The sequence below is a fragment of the Paenibacillus ginsengarvi genome, assembly GCF_003626695.1.
GTDB classification, from domain to species: domain Bacteria; phylum Bacillota; class Bacilli; order Paenibacillales; family NBRC-103111; genus Paenibacillus_AB; species Paenibacillus_AB ginsengarvi.
Genome location: NZ_RBAH01000004.1, coordinates 86,045 through 102,126 on the forward strand (window position 1 = coordinate 86,045; position 16,082 = coordinate 102,126).

Genomic DNA, 16,082 nt, shown 5'->3' on the forward strand with positions numbered 1-16,082 from the left:
AGCGGAGGTTTTTCTTGGTATAGAATTTCCTCTTTTCGTTCAAACGGCCCGAAAACTTATATATTCCATATCGTTCAAAAAAACTACAAGCGTGCGAGCTTGTAGTTTTCGGGATCGTTTTACCACGTTACCCACGGCTTGGAGCCGGGTCCGGTATTATTCAGCATTTCGGTAAACGGAATCGTGTAAGCGAACAAAATGAGGACGACAAGCACCCCGACCCATACGCCCCAACGCTCGAACAGCTTCGGCGTCGGTTCGGCCGTCTCGGCCGTTTCGCCGAGCGGATATTCCGTATACCCTTTCGGCGCGCGCAGCAGGCAGACGATATTAAACATCAGCAGCAGCACGCCGGCAAACAGGATGATACCGCCGATCGCCATCGCCACATGGTACGGCATCCACAGCACCGCATCGGTATGATCCTGATACGTCGTATACGCCGTACGGCGGGGAGAACCGAGCAGCCCGACCGTATGCATCGAACCGGACATGAAGAACATGCCTACCATCCATATGATCGTTTGGATGATGCCCAGCCGGTTTACGGCGGGAGTGAGCACCCGGTTCGTCAAAGCCGGAATCAGCCAGTAGGCGATGCCGAAAAACGTAAGCGCAACGCTGCTTGCCACCGTCAAGTGAAAATGTCCCGTTACCCAAAGCGTATTGTGCACGACGGCGTTCATCTGATTGCTCGCATTGATAATGCCGCCCGCCCCTGCGGGAATAAAGATCAGCATCCCCATGAACGGAGCGAAGAAACGTACGTCTTTCCAGGGCAGCACCTTCAGCCAGCCGAACAGCCCTTTCGCACCTTTGGCTCTGCCGGTCGTTTCGAATGTCGCAAACAGTGAAAATGCGGTCATTAACGACGGAATGACGACCATAAAGGTCAAGACGACCTGAATATACTTCCATAGCGGCGAAATGCCTGGCTCCATCAGCTGATGATGAAAGCCGACCGGAATCGAGAACAGCAGGAACAGCAGAAACGAAAGCCGCGCAAGCGCATCGCTGAAGATGCGGCCGCCGATAATTTTCGGAATGACGACATACCAGCACATATAAGCCGGCAGCAGCCAGAAATAAACGAGCGGATGGCCGAAATACCAGAACAGCGTGCGGCTGACCATCACTTGAATCGTATCCACCCAGCCGAACGACCACGGAATAAATTGCAGCAGCACCGTGGCCGCGACGCCGATCGTTGCGATCATCCACATCAGCATCGTCACGACGGCCATGAACGAGAACAGCGGAGACATTCGGCCTTGATGCAACTTCCGCCAATGCCGGTAGCTCTGAATGATGCCGATGCCGCTGAACCAGCTGCCTACGATAACAAGAGCGAGGGCGATATAAAACCACGGAGACGCCTTCAGTGGAGCATAAAACGTATACAGCACCGTCGCCTTGCCGAGCAGGATCATAACGGTCCCGAGCGCGGTGCCGACCGACATCAGGATGAATCCGGCCCACCCCATTTTCCGGGAGGCGGGGAGCAGCGTTCCGCCGAGGCTTTTCGCCACGCCGGAGTACAGAAAGCCGATAATGAAATACGTTGTGAAGATTAATGCCATCAGTACGCCATGAGCGGTAAGCAGCTCATAATAACCGATGCCGGCCGGCAGTGTAATCGTGCCGCCCCGCACCATGCCTTGCAGCATCCCGGCGATCCCGCCGAGAAGCAGGGCCCCGAATGCAAACAGAATATGCGAAAGGACAAGCGCCGCGTCTTTGCGGTCAAACGGCTGCTGGTCCATCGCGCTTCCGGTCTTTTGGTTATGCATGTGTTGGTCCCCCCTTCTATTTGATGATTATCGTCGTCGACATAAATTCATGGCCCGTTCCGCAGTACTCGTTGCAAATAATCAAATATTCTCCCGGCTTCGTGAAGGTGTAGGAGAAATGGTTGACTTCGCCCGGCACGACCATCATATTAACCGTCGTACCCGGAATTTGAAAGCCGTGAACGACGTCGGTGCTCGTCACTTGAAAATGAATCGTCGAGCCTGCCGGTATTTCCATCTTCGGCTGCTTGTAGCCGAAGGCGTAGGCGATCATGTACGCGTTATACTCCTTGTCTCCGACCTTCTCCAGTCCGGGCTTGTCAAACGGCGCCGTCTGTTCGACCTTCTCCGGATCGATGGAGTGACGATGGCTTGTAGGCGGCTCCATCCCCATTGCGAACGCGCCGACTCCGACGACGGCCAGAAAGACGAACAGCATGGATATGCCGATCGCGAGCCAAATTTTTTCCAAACGGTGAATATGCATCTACCGATGACCTCCCCGAATCATAGTAAGCTTAAGAGCGGGCGATAAACAGCACGAATACGGCCAGCCACATCGCCGCAATACACGCTCCGAGCAGCAAAACAGACACAAACGTACCTTTTAACGACGGTTCGCCCTGAGGCTGCTTTTTGTTCATCTCGTTTCCTCCCCTCGTAACCCAAGTGTAAAACGGACGGCGTTGCCGCCACTGTGACAATCGTCACAATCCGGGTCTGTACCTGTTAAAAATTTGTTACGGGCGGCCGCTAACGGCTCGCAATCTTCGTTAACGTTCATGAAAGTGTGACATCGATCACACCCGTTTTCAGAAAACGCGAATATACTTGAGATATGGACGCTTTACGTCAAGGAGGAAAACGGTATGGAGAAAACCCGCCCGCTTTTGCAGCGCACATCTAACACGCTCATCTTCTCGGAGCCGAATATGGCCAAGCTGCACGACATTATGTACGAACATAAAGTTCCCGCCGGATCGTATTTATTTTTGGAGGGCGATTCCGCACGGAACTTGTACTACATCCGGCAAGGGCGGGTGAAGCTGACCAAGTCGACGAGCGACGGGAAAGAATTTGTGCTGTACCGGTTTCAGGAAGGGGATATCCTCGGGCAGTTCGACCCTTGCGGCAATTCGAAGCAAGGCTTCAACGCGAAGGCGATCGAGGATTGCGTGCTCGGGGTGATTCAGAAGTCCGATCTGGAGGTTCTGTTGTGGCAGCACGGCGATCTGGCGCTTGAATTTATGAAATGGATGGGGCTCATGCACCGCATGACGCAAACGAAATTTCAGGATTTGATGCTTTACGGCAAACAGGGCGCTCTGTGCTCGACGCTGATCCGTTTAACGAACTCGTATGGCAAGCCTCACGATGGCGGCATTCTCATCAGCGAGAAAATGACCCATACGGAGCTGGCCGACTATATCGGGGCCGCCCGGGAAAGCGTCAACCGGATGCTTAGCGACTTGAAGCAGGCGGACGTCATCCGCTGCGACGACGGCTACATCATCGTCCGGGATCTAGAATATCTCCGTACGATTTGCCACTGCGAGATGTGTCCGAAAGAAATTTGCCGCATGTAGCGGACAGCTAAAGGTTCGGTGAATAACTGAACGGAGGGTTTTGAATGATGCCGGAGAAACGTTAGTGTTCGCCTTTGTTCCCGAATTTTCACCTCATCGGGGTCTATTGAATGAGAAAATTTGGGAACAAGAGCGATCGGAGGCATATTCATAAACCTGTAGTGGAGTTATTCACCGGACTCTCAACAAAAACAGCCCTTGCGGACATTTCCGGCAAGAGCTATTTTTTTCGTATAAGGGCGATTATTCGACGATCAGTTTGCCCGTCATTTTATTGTGGCCGTCCCCGCAAAAGATCGAGCAGATGTAATTGAACTCTCCCGTTTTGCTGGCTACAAACGTAATCGTTTGATTGCCCTTCACTTCTTTGTTGTATCCTTCGAATTTGACAGCATGGTTGCCTTCGCTATTTTTCAGCGTGACTTTGACCGTGTCGCCTTTCTTTACCTTGATTTCCTTCACATCGAAATCAAAGTTTTTCGCGTCGATCGTAACTTCCTTCGTTTCTCCGCTTGCCGTACCCGACGCGCCTTCCTCCTGCTTGCCGCACGCAGACAGCAGCAGCAATACCGATAAAAGAACCCCCACCGAAACGATCCATGCTCTCATTTGCTCTCCTCCGCCCGTCAATGTAATACAATCTTTCGAACCGGTCGATGATTCCATTGTAGCCGCTGCGGACGGCGGAGGATGTGATTGTTGTCACAATTCGGGAGGCTGCTGGAACGTTTTTTTGTAATACGTATTCCAGTTCGGCCGCGAGCCGTCCGTATCAAAGAAGCCGTACTCCTCCGCGAGGTCTCCCGACATAAACGATTTGCCGGACTTCTCCCGGACGTTCGGATCGCCCGCCAAAGCAGCGACGGCTTTGCCGATATAAGAAGGCGTTTCCGACTGTGCGAAATGCTCGTCTTGCTCCACCCCATCCCGCCAATTGCTCTCCGTTACGCCGAAAATATCCAGCATCGCCTCGGAGCGCAAAAATCCGGGCGTGAGCGACAGCGCCGTTACGCCATGCGGCTTCAGATCGGCCGCCATCGCTTCAGCCAGGTGAATCGCCGATATTTTGGCCAAGCTGTAATACAAGGTGCCCCTATACCGGTAATCGGAGCCGTCCGTTATTTCGATGACGAGCCCTTCCCCCCTGCGCACCATAAGCGGGACTCCATAGTGGCTCGTAATGATATGCGAATGCACCGCTCGCTGCTGCATGAGCAGGCCGTTATCCAGCGAATGCTCCCAGAACGGGGTGTTCCACTGGCTGAGCGCATCCCCTCCCCATACGTCGTTGACGAGGATGTCGAGCCGGCCGTTCTGCTCGCGGTCGACTCGTTCGAACAGCGCCTTCACATCCGCTTCCACCGTATGATCGGTACGAACGGCAATACCGATTCCTCCGCGGGCGTTCACCATGTCCGCCGTTTCTTCGATCGTCTCCGGCCTGCCTTCGGTTTGCGGATTTCCTCTCGTGCTGCGTCCCGTGACGTATACGGTCGCACCCGCTTCGCCGAGCATGGTGGCGATGCCTCTTCCGGCTCCCCGCGTCGCTCCGGCCACGACGGCGACTTTTCCTGCAAGCGGTCTGTTTGGGGTCATAAGTTTGCTCCTTTTCGGACTCGTTTTGGGCCCAACTTTTTTTAGTGTATCGCATCATTGTTGACGTCTTTTGTCATATTGAATATAGTACAATTTATTGCATAAGGGAGTTGATTGCATCCGATGAGAGCAGACCGATTGTTGTCCATCCTGCTGCTGCTGCAAACGTACGGCAAAATGACGGCCGCCGAGCTGGCGCAGCGGCTGGAGGTGTCCGAGCGGACGATTCACCGCGATATGGAGTCGCTCAGCTCGGCGGGCGTACCGGTGGCGGCCGACAGAGGAACCGGCGGAGGGTGGCGCCTCATGAACGATTACCGCACGAACCTGACGGGGCTGCAGGAAAACGAAATCGCCTCGCTGTTCCTCTCCGTGCCGGATAAGGCGCTTGACGATCTGGGCTGGCGCCGGTCTTCCGAAGGCGCGCTCATCAAGCTGCTGGCCGCGCTGCCCGGCAAGGGAAGAAGTATGGCCGAGTTCGTACGGGAGCGTATCTACCTCGATTCGAACGGCTGGCGGAACTACTCGGAAGCGGCGGATGCGCTGCCGGTTTTGCTGGAGGCGACGCTGCAGGAGAGACAGATTATCATTACTTATGAGAAGAGCGGCGGTGCGTCATCGAAGCGGCGTCTTTCCCCGCTCGGACTCGTCATGAAAGGAACGGTATGGTACTTGATCGGCTCGGTCGAAGGCGAAGATGCCGGTAATGCCGGTAATGCGGGAGCGGGCGGTGATGTACGTACATACCGGGTATCCCGCATTGTCCAGTGCGGGTTGACCGAAGAGCGGGCGGTCCGGCCGCCGGACTTCCAACTGGCGTCGTACTGGGACGCGTCGAAGGAGCGGTTTGTCGCAAATTTGCCGCGATTCGAAGCGAAGCTTCGCGTTCGGGCGGAATCGGCTTATTTCGTGCAGATGTGGAAATATGCCACCGTTCTGGAACGTGGAGATGAACAGGACGGATGGAGCGTTTACCGGATTCGGTTCCAAACGGAGGAAGAAGCTTGCCGGCTGGCATTATCCCTCGGCGGGAACGGCGAGCTTATAGAACCTGCCGGGCTGCGCGCGCGAATTGCCGCCATGGCGGCCGAGGCGGCAGAATGGTACGGGAAGATTCAAGAGCCGAGCCGGGATTCCGGTGGTTCCCCGGAGTGAACCGGTTCGGGACCGGGAGCACACCTTCAGACGGCAAAGGAGGAGTATGGACGTGATGAACGAGGGATCGTACGGACGAGGAGGCGCTTCCGGTTCGGAGCGCTGCGAGGCGGGGACGCTGCCCGGCAGTTTGACGCCGGCACAAGCCGCAGCGCTGGGCTGTGTGCGCGCCGCCGCTCTGGCTGCGAGCGAGAGCGCTTGCGCCAAGGCTGGCGCCATTATGCAGCGCGCAGACGCGGAGGAGAGCGCCTTTGGCGTTTTGGTGCGGAATATGATCGCCCATGCCCGCGTCACGCTCAATTTTCATCCCGACCGAATCTCGTCTGCCGGGTATTCGGTCGCGGAGGGGCTTCTGCGGGAAGGCGTGTACCGGAGCCAGTTCGAAACCGGCGTTACGAACGGGAGCCGCACCGCCTATCCCGGCGGCAGTCGCGACGGGTGGGAACAATCGTTATTCGGCGGTGCCTATCAGGCTCCCGGCGTGCGCAGCGTTGAGCGGCCCAAATACGGCGCTCTTAACGTCATGAACTACGAGGACGGCGGCGCGCCGCGCTTCGGCTCCTGCTATTTCCGGCTGCGCCGCAGCGTGACGGACCGCTGCACGTTTACGTTCGGCGACAGCCATACCGGGCCCGAGCCTATCGGCACGGCCGATGCGTTCGAGCCTCTTGCCGCCGCTCTGCTCGAAGCGTGCGAGACGAACCAGGCCGCGCTTGGTACTTCCGGCGTAAACATCGTCTCGCTCGTGCGGCTGCTCGGCCGCCGGGAGCCAGACGGGCGCGGCGCCGGTATCGGCAGAGCGCTCGACGATTATATCGAAGCGCAGGTGCACGGAGCGATCGATTTGTCCGCCGACGTCGAAGCGCTCGTTGCCGACCCTTCGTTTCGGGGAACGGCTGTCGGCCGCGTGCTCGAAGCTTTGAGCACCAAATATGCGTTCGAGCTTGCCTGGCATCCCGGCTTCCGCCTCACCGTGGTTAGCGTGCCGGATGACTTCCGGGGGCCGGCCATGCCGCCGTTCGCTTTGCGGATCGACCGCGAATTCGGATCGGCGTCGGGCTGGCTGGACGCGCACGTCTTGGGGAAGGCGGCCGTTTCCCTTCACGAATCTCCCGGGAGTTGGCAAGACTGGGGGACGCCGGACGAGACGTTTCAGCACATTAAGCAGTTGTGGCACGTGCTTGTTCGTTACGGGCAGCCTTTCGAATCGTAGTCGTTTGACAGTGCGCTCAATCCCAACATTCAGCAGCATATTGACGCAGCTTAATGTTCAAAAGAGCACTAACCGCTCGCAAACCGTGACGTCTGCGCTGCGGTAGTGCTCGAAAGAGCGTTATCTGCTGCCGGATCGGGCTCAAGCCCATTTTTTGCCGCTCACTGACACTACTAATGCTCTTTCGAGCACTAAATACCCGCAAACTGTAGCCTTTGGTCCGTGGTATGCTCGAAAGAGCACTACTGCATGCAAAGCTCCATAATGGCGGCTTTGCTCACGCGCCGTACGCTAAGCTTGCTCAATCATCCCCGCTCGCCGCGCCCGCAGCGATGTAAGGCTCGCTTCCGCAGTCTTTCGCTCCCGCTCCAGCTCGGTGACGACCCGATCCAATTTCCTCCGCGCCGCCTGCACCTGCTCGAGCGAACGTTCGATTTTGCCCTGGACGATCCAGTCCGTAATGAGCCCGTCGAAAAAGTAGTCGGCAAATTCGAGACCGCCGCTAATATCGAAGCGGACGCCTGCATGTCTGCCGACATCGGCCAGCTCCTTCTCGAACTGCCGCGTCTTTCGCTGCGCTTCCTGCACGATGGAGCGGGCGTCGTCGATATGGCCGTGTTTGATGTAGGTGCTGATTGTGCCCCCGCCGAGCATATCCCACTTGCCCCATCCTTCCGCCTTGCTCAAGCTTTCGGCGGCTCTCCGCAGCAGCGCAAGCGCCCTGTTGCCGGCGTCCTCGGCCTCCCTAAGCTCGGCGAGCTTGCCGAGCTCGCTCTCGATATCCGCATCCAGCTCGCGAACGCGTCCGGCCAGCTGCGGCGAATGCGCCAGCAGCGCCGCTTCCTTCTCGTGCAGAAGCGCCGCGTATTCGTCCTCGGCCAGCCGCACGTCCGCGAGCCCGGCGCCGGCCGCCGCACGCTCCCGCTCCAGCTCGGCAAGCTGCTCCTTCGCCTCCTGCAGGCGCAAAGCGGCTTGGAGCGCTTGCTGGCGCTCCAGCTCGAGCTGCTCCTCCTTGCTGCGCAATATTGTATGAAATAAATTGGTCAGCGACAGCTTAGTGAGCTGCTCGACATCGCGATTTTCGCGTTCAAGCTGGAGCTCCAGCCCCGGCAAGCTGCGCTGCAGCTCCCGAATACGTGCCTCCGCACCGGCCAACTTTCGTTCCCATTTCAGCTTAAGCTGCCGTTTTTCGTTTGCTTCCTCCAGCCTTTGATTCAGCGTTTCCCACATCGGCAGTACCTCCCTATCGTTTCTATTCATACGTACTAGGAGATCAGGATGTTTCAGCGCTACGTATAATTGGGAATAGCGGCGGCAGTTACGGACAAGCTAAGGCAGGAAGAAGAAAGGAGGAAACCGATGGAAACGAACGATATTCGCCAAAAAGCGGTGCGGCGCGATATTCGCGAGGACGTGGAGGCGCACGAGCGGCTCGGCATGCTCGTGGACGACGATGGAGGCGAGCCGGTCGATATGGAGCCGGACGGCCGAATCAACACCAATCCGGACAGCGCTCCCCTTTGACCTGCGGCGACCAGATGCTTCGGGCGGCATAGCCGGCGTGGACTGCCCTGACAGGCAGCCCGCCATACTCCCGCTACTAGCCGGCCGGACTTTGCCGGTACAATCAAGGCGTTACATAAGTCACGTACCAGAAGCTTTGTCCGACGAAAACGGTCAAGTTGAGCGAGATCGGCTCGAACAGCTGCTTCAGTTCATCCTCGTTATAATAATTTTTTAAAATTTCGTGCTGCGAGCCGTCAGCCAGCACTCTTCGTTTGTACGTATCTTCGCTGTCTTCCTTCACGATCAGTTCGCCGCCCCTGCCTTCCACATAAACGTTATCCGCCATAAACACTACCGCGCCGCTGCCTAGTCGGGCGTGAAGCTTGTCCAGAAACGGCTCGATCTTATTTTTCGGAATATGCAAAAACCAGAAGCAGGCGACTCCCGCATCGAACGATCCGGGAATATCCTCCGGCTCGTACGCATCTCCGAGTCTAAAACGAACCTTCGGAGCGGGGAGCCGTTTCTCTTCGGCAATCTCGATCACTTCCGGCCGGATGTCAACGGCTGTGACGCTGCTAGCAGAGGGATACGCCCTTTCCGTCCAATAGCCGGTGCCGCAAGCGAGCTCCAGCACGGAGCGGTCCCGGACCGCATTCGCAAGCCGGTCAGCGAGCAGCGCGAGCTCGGCCTGATAGCCGGTATCGTCCCGCTCGTAGATGCTCTCGAACTCGCGGGCGCGAGCGCCGTAGTACATCTGCATGTCGCTCCTCTCCCGATTGACGACGGCCATGCGCTCCGCCAGGACACCCTGCTCTTTGCGGCCGGGCTCGATCAGGCTGGCAAAGAGGCCGCCGCCGTTCGCCTTATAGTTGGCAACGAGCCCGTGCGTAGCCATTACGATCAGTTGCGTCATCGACAACCCCGTCTCCTCCGCCATCCGGTTCAAATCGCTTTTAAGCCGATCAGGCAGGTAGACGGTCAGACGCTTCGTTTTGTCTTCAGACATAGATGCTCCTTTGAAATTACGACATATAATATATGGTATAATAACATATATTATATGTCAATCATATCACCCTTTTGCCCGATTCAACGAAATCAAGTAATTGTATTTGTCCGCATGCTTCAATTCGTCCCATACGATCCCGTTCACGGTATCTTTGTAAATGCCGGTCGGTAGTCCGAACCAAATTTTTCGATACTTTTCTACCGCCGCCAGTTCCCCTTGCAAGGCGCGGCTCAGCCCTTCCTCATACGACTGTACCTTCTCGTAACTTTCATCGCTGATCCCTTTAATCTCTTGACCGGTCATCGCTCTGAACATGTCGCGGAACATCCGGTTATGCCCCCGCTCGTCATTTCGTATCGATTCAATCATCTGCACTTGCTCTTTGGTCGGTGCGAGCCTAATCAGTTCGTCATAAAACAATTCGTCGTTTCGTTCTCCCTGAACCGCTTCCTTGATCAAGTCCAGCGCCTGCTGCATACTTACCGCCCAAACCGGCACAAACTCCATGCGGACCCAGTAAGGCAACAACCAATACAAAAGAAACTCCTCCTGTCATAGCAGCAATACTTTCATTTGTATGCGCCTATGCCGAAAAGGTTCGGAAGCGGGCCTGAAGCCGGTATTTGACGAAAGACCGCGCAATCGTCCTTTTCTATAAACGGTACTTGCGCGGAACAAACGCAAACAAGCCGAACGCTTGGCGTCCGACCTGTCCGATTGTCCCGATTTCCCGGGAAATGTCATTTTTTGTTGGTGTGAATGACGAGCTTATAACCGAGACCGCGAATCGAGTCGATTTGCACCGTCTCCTGATTCATCTCCAGCTTTTTACGCAGCGAGCTGACGTGTACGTCTACGGTGCGCTGGCCGCCGACATAATCAAAGCCCCAAACGACGTTCATCAGATCGTCTCTCGTAACAACGATTCCCGGCCGCTGAACCAAATAAAGCAGCACCTCGAATTCCTTCGGGCGAAGCTGAATTTGCTCGCCGTTCAGCACAACCTCGTATTTCTCCGGATAAATTTTCAAATCCGCAGCCTGAATCACTTTACCGGATTCCGGCTCGTCGGCGATGAGCGGCATATCGCTGCCCGATCTGCGCAAAACGGCGGATACCCGGGCCAGTAGCTCCGCTACGCCGAATGGCTTCGTAATGTAGTCATCGGCCCCGGCTCTGAGGCCTTGCACGACTTCTTCCTCCGCATTCCGCGCCGTCAAGATGATGACCGGCGTAAGAACGCCTTTTTGCTTCAGCTTGGCCAGCACTTCGAAACCGTTCATGCCGGGAAGCATAATGTCGAGTATGATCAAGTCGAACGATAACTCGAGAGCGGTCTGAAGCCCTGCTCCGCCATGATCGACCAGCGTAGTTTTGTAGCCCTCTTGCGATAAATTATAGGACAGCAGACGAGCAAGCGTCGGCTCGTCCTCAATAACGAGTATTTGTTTAGACATGCATGGCAACCCCCAGCGAACTTTGCAATTTGTTTCGCGCTATCCAAGCTTATCACAAGTTTGTAAAGATTGCATAAAGGTTATCGTAATTTTATTGTGTAAGAATATTCCCGTTTGCGTTTTTACCAACCCTCCGCAGTGTAAAGCTCTCCCTGCGAGAAGGCCGCTAGGAATGAATCACAGGCAGCTCCAAAATGAACTTGGAGCCGAGTCCGATGTCGCTTTCCACGCGGATTGAGCCCTTGTGCAGCTCGACGAGATGCTTGACGATCGACAAACCGAGCCCGGTCCCGCCGGAGCTGCGCGATCTAGCTTTGTCGACGCGGTAAAAACGCTCGAAGATGCGAGGCAGGTCTTTTTTCGGAATGCCGATGCCCGTGTCGGATATCGTGATGCGGATTTTATCCTCGCCCCCGTCTCCTGCGGCAGCCACTTCCTCGACCTGCACCTTCACCTTCCCGCCTTCCGGCGTATAGTTAATGCCATTGGACAGCAAATTGATCATAATTTGCCGCAGCCGATCCTCGTCCGCCTCCATATACAGCTCCGGGTCGACCTGCATGTCCAGGCTGATGTCCTTCTTGACCGCGGACGACTGCATCATATCGAGCGTTTTGCGGACGAAGCTGTTCAGATGGACGGGGGAGAACAGCAGCGGAACCCGTTTCGACTCCACTTTGGACAGCTCCAGAATGTCGCCGATCAGCCGATTCAGCCGTTCGCTCTCATCATAAATGATCTGCAAAAACGACTTCGCGATCTCCGGGTCGTTCATCGCACCGGCGAGCAGCGTCTCGGCAAAACCTTTAACCGCCGCTACCGGCGTTTTCAGCTCATGGGACACGTTGGCGACGAACTCGCTGCGCACCTTCTCCAGTCGCCGGATCGCCGTAATGTCGTGCAGCACGATGACAAGCCCGAGCCATTCCTCCTCCACGCCCCGCATCGGCACCAGATTAACCTCTACGATCCGTTCGTCGGGGAAATAAAAGTTGATTTCGTCGCGAATATGCTCTCCCCGGTCGATGCATTCCTTGATGAGCTGGACTAGCTCGTAAGGCTGCTTGGCGTTGTCATACGGCTTGCCGATCAGCTCGGACGATACATCGCCCAAAATATCTTCAACCGACCGGTTCATGAGCACGATCCGGCCGTCGCCGTCAATCATGACGACGCCGCTTACCATATTGTCGAGCACGCTGGATAACCGGCTTTCGTTCTCCAGAATGCGGTGCATTTGCTGCTGGAGGCTGTCCGCCATCGTATTGATCGCCTGGCCGAGCTGACCGACTTCATCGCGGTTGCTTATATAGACCCGCGACTTGTAGTTCATCTTCGTAATTTGCCGCGCGACGCGCGTTATTTTCTCGATCGGTCTCGTGAGCTGGTAGGCGATCCGGAAACTGATCAGGCCCGCAATGCAAAAAACAACGAGCAGGCCGCCGAGCAAGCCCAGCCAAATGTGGCGAATCGTGCTTTCGATCTCTCCGAGTCCCATCGACAGGCGCAAGTAGCCTACAACATCGGAGCCGCTTCGTACCGCCATGGCCACATAAAGCATATTGCCTCCGGTCGAGTCGCTGAACCGCTTCGAATATCCGACACCGTTTTCCATCGCTTCCCGAACTTCCTGACGGGCGGCATGATTGTCCATACGCTGCGGGTCCAGATCGGAGTCGCCGAGAACGGTTCCGTCCGCCGCGATAAAAGTCACCCTCGCGCCGGCTGATTGCTTGAGATATTCCGCTCTCTCGGTAAAAAAGAGGCTGTTGCGGTTTTCGTACTGCTTCGCGTTCTCCGGCATCGTCGCGAGAATGATCTGGATTTCCCGCTTCATGCTGTCCTGAAGCGCGCCCAGATGGGAACGCTCCAGCATAACGGCCACAAAAACGCCGGCGCACAGGACCGAACAGCCGATCAGCGCGATCATCAGCAGCGCCAGCCGCGTCCGAAACTTGTTCATGGAACAACCGTCCACTCCTTCACATGGGGCCTTATAAACACGATCGGTATTATATAGTTTGGACCAGCGTCCCCAAAAACACCCGAATGGAGCTTCGCTTCACTTTTAGGGGTGAATCGGGGGCTCCCCCAAAAGTATTTGGACTACGCTGCGAAGGCAGACTCCACTTTTGGGGGTGAATTGGGGTATCACTGCGTTATCGTACTCCCGGCCGTCCGCTTTTGCCAGTAAAGTTTTTGTAAACGATGCTGCAGCGTCGCCATCGGCTGCTGGATCAGAATGCCCATAACGACGGGGACGGCGGCAGCGGGATCAAAATATTGCAAGGCAATGACGATACCGAGCGAAATATTGCGCATGCCGGAACTGTACGTGATCGCGACGCTCACATCGCGACTTCGGAACGGCAGAGCACCGAACATGCCGAGCACATAGCAAAATGCCACAAAAACGAGTACGATCGGCACAAGCCGGAGCAGTTCCCCCTTCATCTCGAACACATGCGGCGCGATCGCGGCGGCGTTAATCAAAATAACGCCGACGAACGCGAGCTTCGAGGTCGGGGCCGTATAGTTCGCCGACCAAGGCTTCGCCCGTCCGCGCGTCAGCGCGTTTACCGTTACGCCCAGCACGGTCGGGATGAAAATAATAATAAGCAAATCTTTCATGACGGCCAGATGGTTAAAATGAATATCGGCGCCGAACAGCAGGTCGATCACAAACGGAACGACGAACGGACTGATGAGCGAATCGATAACGATCATGGACAGCACGAGCGGTACGTTGCCGCCCGTCAGCTCGACCCAAATGACGGAGGAGACGCCGAGCGGGATCACCGCGAACAAGACGAGCCCGACGATATACGGCGAGCCGGCCCCGAACAGCAGCGTCCCGGCTCCGTACGCGACTAGCGGCGCTATGACGTGCACGAGCACGAGCGTCATCAAGATCGGCAGCGGCATCCGCAGAGCGGCACGCACTTGGCTCGGGCTGCAGCCGAGCGCCATCACGAACGTCAAATAAGCGAATAGATACGGGACGAGCGCCGTACCGTTCTCGAACCATTTGTAAAAGAAAAACCCGAGTATCATCGATACCGGGATAATAACGAACATTTTCGCCTCGAACCAATTGTTGAAGCGGATGCCGAACGGCTTCTCTCTTATCGTTTCCATAACTTCGGTTTCATTCCCGTCCTATGGGCTTATTTGAATACCGGCTGCTTGAACTCGGCCAGCTTCTCCAGCGAGCTTTTGTCGACCTCGGCGTGCAGGCTGTTGCCGTGCGAATCCATTGTTACGATCGCCGCGAACCCTTCCACCTGCAAATGCCACATCGCTTCCGGAACGCCGAACTCCATAAAATGAACGCTGTCCACCTTCTTGATGCACTCTGCATAATATTGTGCAGCGCCGCCGATGGCGTTCAAGTACACGCCGCCATGCTCCTGAAGCGCGGCGAGCGTCTTCGGCCCCATACCGCCTTTGCCGATAACTGCGCGAAGTCCGAACTTTTTCAAAATATCGCCCTGGTACGGCTCCTCGCGAATGCTTGTCGTCGGCCCGGCGGCGCGCACATGCCACTCTCCGCTCTCGTCCTTCGACATAACCGGTCCGCAGTGGTAAATGACATGACCGTTCAAATCGATCGGCGCATCGTGATCCATCAAATATTTGTGCAGCGCGTCACGGCCGGTATGCATCGCCCCGTTGATGACGACTACATCGCCCACGCGAAGCTCGCGGATCTGCTCTTCCGTAATCGGCGCTTGCAGCACGAATTCGCGTCGTCCTTCCGAAGCGTTCTCGCGTTGGCCAGGCTCGGCCATTGCCACATTACTGCCGCCTTCGTACACCCAATCCTTGATTTCGCCCGTTGCCGCGTCGAGCACAACGCCTTGACGGCGGAACGCCCAGCAGTTATAGGCGACCGAGACGAAAAAGCTCGCCGGCAGACGGTCCATGACGCCGGCCTTGCAGCCGAGCAGCGTTACTTGGCCGCCGAAGCCCATCGTACCGATGCCGAGCTTATTCGCGTTCGCCATTACGTAGTCTTCAAGCTTCGCCAGCTCAGGATTCGCGTTAACGTCGTCCACGCCGCGAAGCAGCTGATGCTTGGCGAGCTCGTAGCCGGTCGTGCGGTCGCCGCCGATGCCGACGCCGATAAAGCCCGCGCTGCAGCCTTGACCTTGCGCCTGATAGATCGCATGCATGACGCATTTGCGGATGCCGTCCAGATCGCGGCCGGCTTTGCCGACGCCTTCCAGCTCCGCGGGCAAGCTGTATTGAATGTTTTTATTTTCGCAGCCGCCGCCCTTCAGAATGAGCCGCACGTCAATGTGGTCCTTCTCCCACTGTTCGAAGTGGATGACCGGAACGCCGGGACCGATATTGTCGCCGCTGTTCGCGCCGGTCAGCGAATCGACCGAGTTCGGGCGCAGCTTGCTGTTTTTCGTTGCCAGCCGCACCGCCTCGATAATGTCCTTCTTCATCTCGATCTGGTTCGCTCCGACCGGACAATGCACGAAAAAGGTCGGCATTCCGGTATCCTGGCATATCGGAGAAACGTTGCATTCCGCCATCGTGATGTTCTCGGAAATCGTCGAAAGCGACAGCGCCGCGCGCGTGCCTTCGTCTTCATGCTCCTGAGCGCGCTGAATGGCCCGGCGCACGTCCGCGGGCAAGTTGGTCGACGTTTCTACGATAAGTTTGTACATGCTTTCCTGGAACTGCTTCATGCTCTGGGAATGCTCCTTTCGGGCGTAAAAACTAGAATGAATTCTCTTCATTCGATCATACCACTTT

Annotated in this window: 16 protein-coding genes; 4 read left to right on the forward strand and 12 right to left on the reverse strand. The window is 56.3% G+C overall.

Annotated features, from left to right (window positions below; genetic code table 11):
* Positions 1 to 119: 119 nt before the first annotated feature.
* The 3 genes from D7M11_RS07185 to D7M11_RS07195 are packed head-to-tail and all read right to left on the reverse strand — an operon-like array spanning position 120 to position 2,434.
* On the reverse strand, positions 120 to 1,790 hold the full coding sequence (locus tag D7M11_RS07185; RefSeq protein WP_420817791.1) for a b(o/a)3-type cytochrome-c oxidase subunit 1: 1,671 nt from the start codon (positions 1,788 to 1,790) through the stop codon (positions 120 to 122).
* Positions 1,791 to 1,806: 16 nt separating this feature from the next.
* Positions 1,807 to 2,277 (reverse strand): cytochrome c oxidase subunit II, encoded by a 471-nt coding sequence (locus D7M11_RS07190; RefSeq protein WP_120746493.1) that lies wholly within the window; start codon positions 2,275 to 2,277, stop codon positions 1,807 to 1,809.
* Positions 2,278 to 2,308: 31 nt separating this feature from the next.
* Entirely contained in the window at positions 2,309 to 2,434 is a 126-nt protein-coding gene (locus D7M11_RS07195) for a cytochrome c oxidase subunit 2A (RefSeq protein WP_120746494.1), read from the reverse strand.
* A 225-nt stretch (positions 2,435 to 2,659) separates the two neighbouring features.
* On the opposite strand from D7M11_RS07195, the gene D7M11_RS07200 reads away from it, so the two are divergent.
* Positions 2,660 to 3,376 carry a Crp/Fnr family transcriptional regulator gene (locus D7M11_RS07200; protein WP_120746495.1) on the forward strand — a complete coding sequence of 239 codons (717 nt, stop codon included), beginning with the start codon at positions 2,660 to 2,662 and terminating at the stop codon, positions 3,374 to 3,376.
* 243 nt (positions 3,377 to 3,619) lie between these two features.
* Here the strand turns inward: D7M11_RS07200 and D7M11_RS07205 are convergent, their stop codons facing one another.
* Both D7M11_RS07205 and D7M11_RS07210 read right to left on the reverse strand, forming a co-directional pair.
* Positions 3,620 to 3,985 (reverse strand): cupredoxin domain-containing protein, encoded by a 366-nt coding sequence (locus D7M11_RS07205; RefSeq protein ID WP_120746496.1) that lies wholly within the window; start codon positions 3,983 to 3,985, stop codon positions 3,620 to 3,622.
* A 93-nt stretch (positions 3,986 to 4,078) separates the two neighbouring features.
* Positions 4,079 to 4,972, reverse strand: coding sequence for an SDR family oxidoreductase (locus tag D7M11_RS07210; protein WP_120746497.1), 894 nt, complete (start codon positions 4,970 to 4,972; stop codon positions 4,079 to 4,081).
* Between the two features lie 123 nt (positions 4,973 to 5,095).
* On the opposite strand from D7M11_RS07210, the gene D7M11_RS07215 reads away from it, so the two are divergent.
* Positions 5,096 to 6,127 (forward strand): helix-turn-helix transcriptional regulator, encoded by a 1,032-nt coding sequence (locus tag D7M11_RS07215; protein ID WP_120746498.1) that lies wholly within the window; start codon positions 5,096 to 5,098, stop codon positions 6,125 to 6,127.
* Between the two features lie 55 nt (positions 6,128 to 6,182).
* Positions 6,183 to 7,340: a DUF3626 domain-containing protein gene (locus tag D7M11_RS07220; RefSeq protein ID WP_240041009.1), complete on the forward strand. Its 1,158-nt coding sequence runs from the start codon at positions 6,183 to 6,185 to the stop codon at positions 7,338 to 7,340.
* A gap of 291 nt (positions 7,341 to 7,631) precedes the next feature.
* On the opposite strand, the gene D7M11_RS07225 is transcribed toward D7M11_RS07220, so the two are convergent.
* Positions 7,632 to 8,570 (reverse strand): hypothetical protein, encoded by a 939-nt coding sequence (locus D7M11_RS07225; protein ID WP_120746499.1) that lies wholly within the window; start codon positions 8,568 to 8,570, stop codon positions 7,632 to 7,634.
* A gap of 129 nt (positions 8,571 to 8,699) precedes the next feature.
* Between D7M11_RS07225 and D7M11_RS36335 the strand changes: the two genes are divergently transcribed.
* Positions 8,700 to 8,864, forward strand: a complete 165-nt coding sequence (locus D7M11_RS36335) for a hypothetical protein (RefSeq protein WP_158606492.1) — start codon at positions 8,700 to 8,702, stop codon at positions 8,862 to 8,864.
* Between the two features lie 103 nt (positions 8,865 to 8,967).
* Here the strand turns inward: D7M11_RS36335 and D7M11_RS07230 are convergent, their stop codons facing one another.
* The 6 genes from D7M11_RS07230 to D7M11_RS07255 form a co-directional block, all read right to left on the reverse strand.
* The gene (locus D7M11_RS07230; RefSeq protein WP_120746500.1) at positions 8,968 to 9,855 is read right to left on the reverse strand and encodes a methyltransferase domain-containing protein; all 888 of its coding nucleotides are present in this window, start codon (positions 9,853 to 9,855) and stop codon (positions 8,968 to 8,970) included.
* Positions 9,856 to 9,921: 66 nt separating this feature from the next.
* Entirely contained in the window at positions 9,922 to 10,395 is a 474-nt protein-coding gene (locus D7M11_RS07235; protein ID WP_240040987.1) for a ferritin-like domain-containing protein, read from the reverse strand.
* Between the two features lie 203 nt (positions 10,396 to 10,598).
* Complete coding sequence (locus tag D7M11_RS07240; RefSeq protein ID WP_120746501.1) at positions 10,599 to 11,315, reverse strand: response regulator transcription factor; 717 nt, start codon at positions 11,313 to 11,315, stop codon at positions 10,599 to 10,601.
* Between the two features lie 166 nt (positions 11,316 to 11,481).
* Complete coding sequence (gene pnpS / locus D7M11_RS07245) at positions 11,482 to 13,278, reverse strand: two-component system histidine kinase PnpS (protein ID WP_120746502.1); 1,797 nt, start codon at positions 13,276 to 13,278, stop codon at positions 11,482 to 11,484.
* 188 nt (positions 13,279 to 13,466) lie between these two features.
* Positions 13,467 to 14,453 carry a bile acid:sodium symporter family protein gene (locus D7M11_RS07250; RefSeq protein WP_240040988.1) on the reverse strand — a complete coding sequence of 329 codons (987 nt, stop codon included), beginning with the start codon at positions 14,451 to 14,453 and terminating at the stop codon, positions 13,467 to 13,469.
* 29 nt (positions 14,454 to 14,482) lie between these two features.
* Positions 14,483 to 16,015, reverse strand: a complete 1,533-nt coding sequence (locus D7M11_RS07255; protein ID WP_120746503.1) for a fumarate hydratase — start codon at positions 16,013 to 16,015, stop codon at positions 14,483 to 14,485.
* Positions 16,016 to 16,082: the final 67 nt, after the last annotated feature.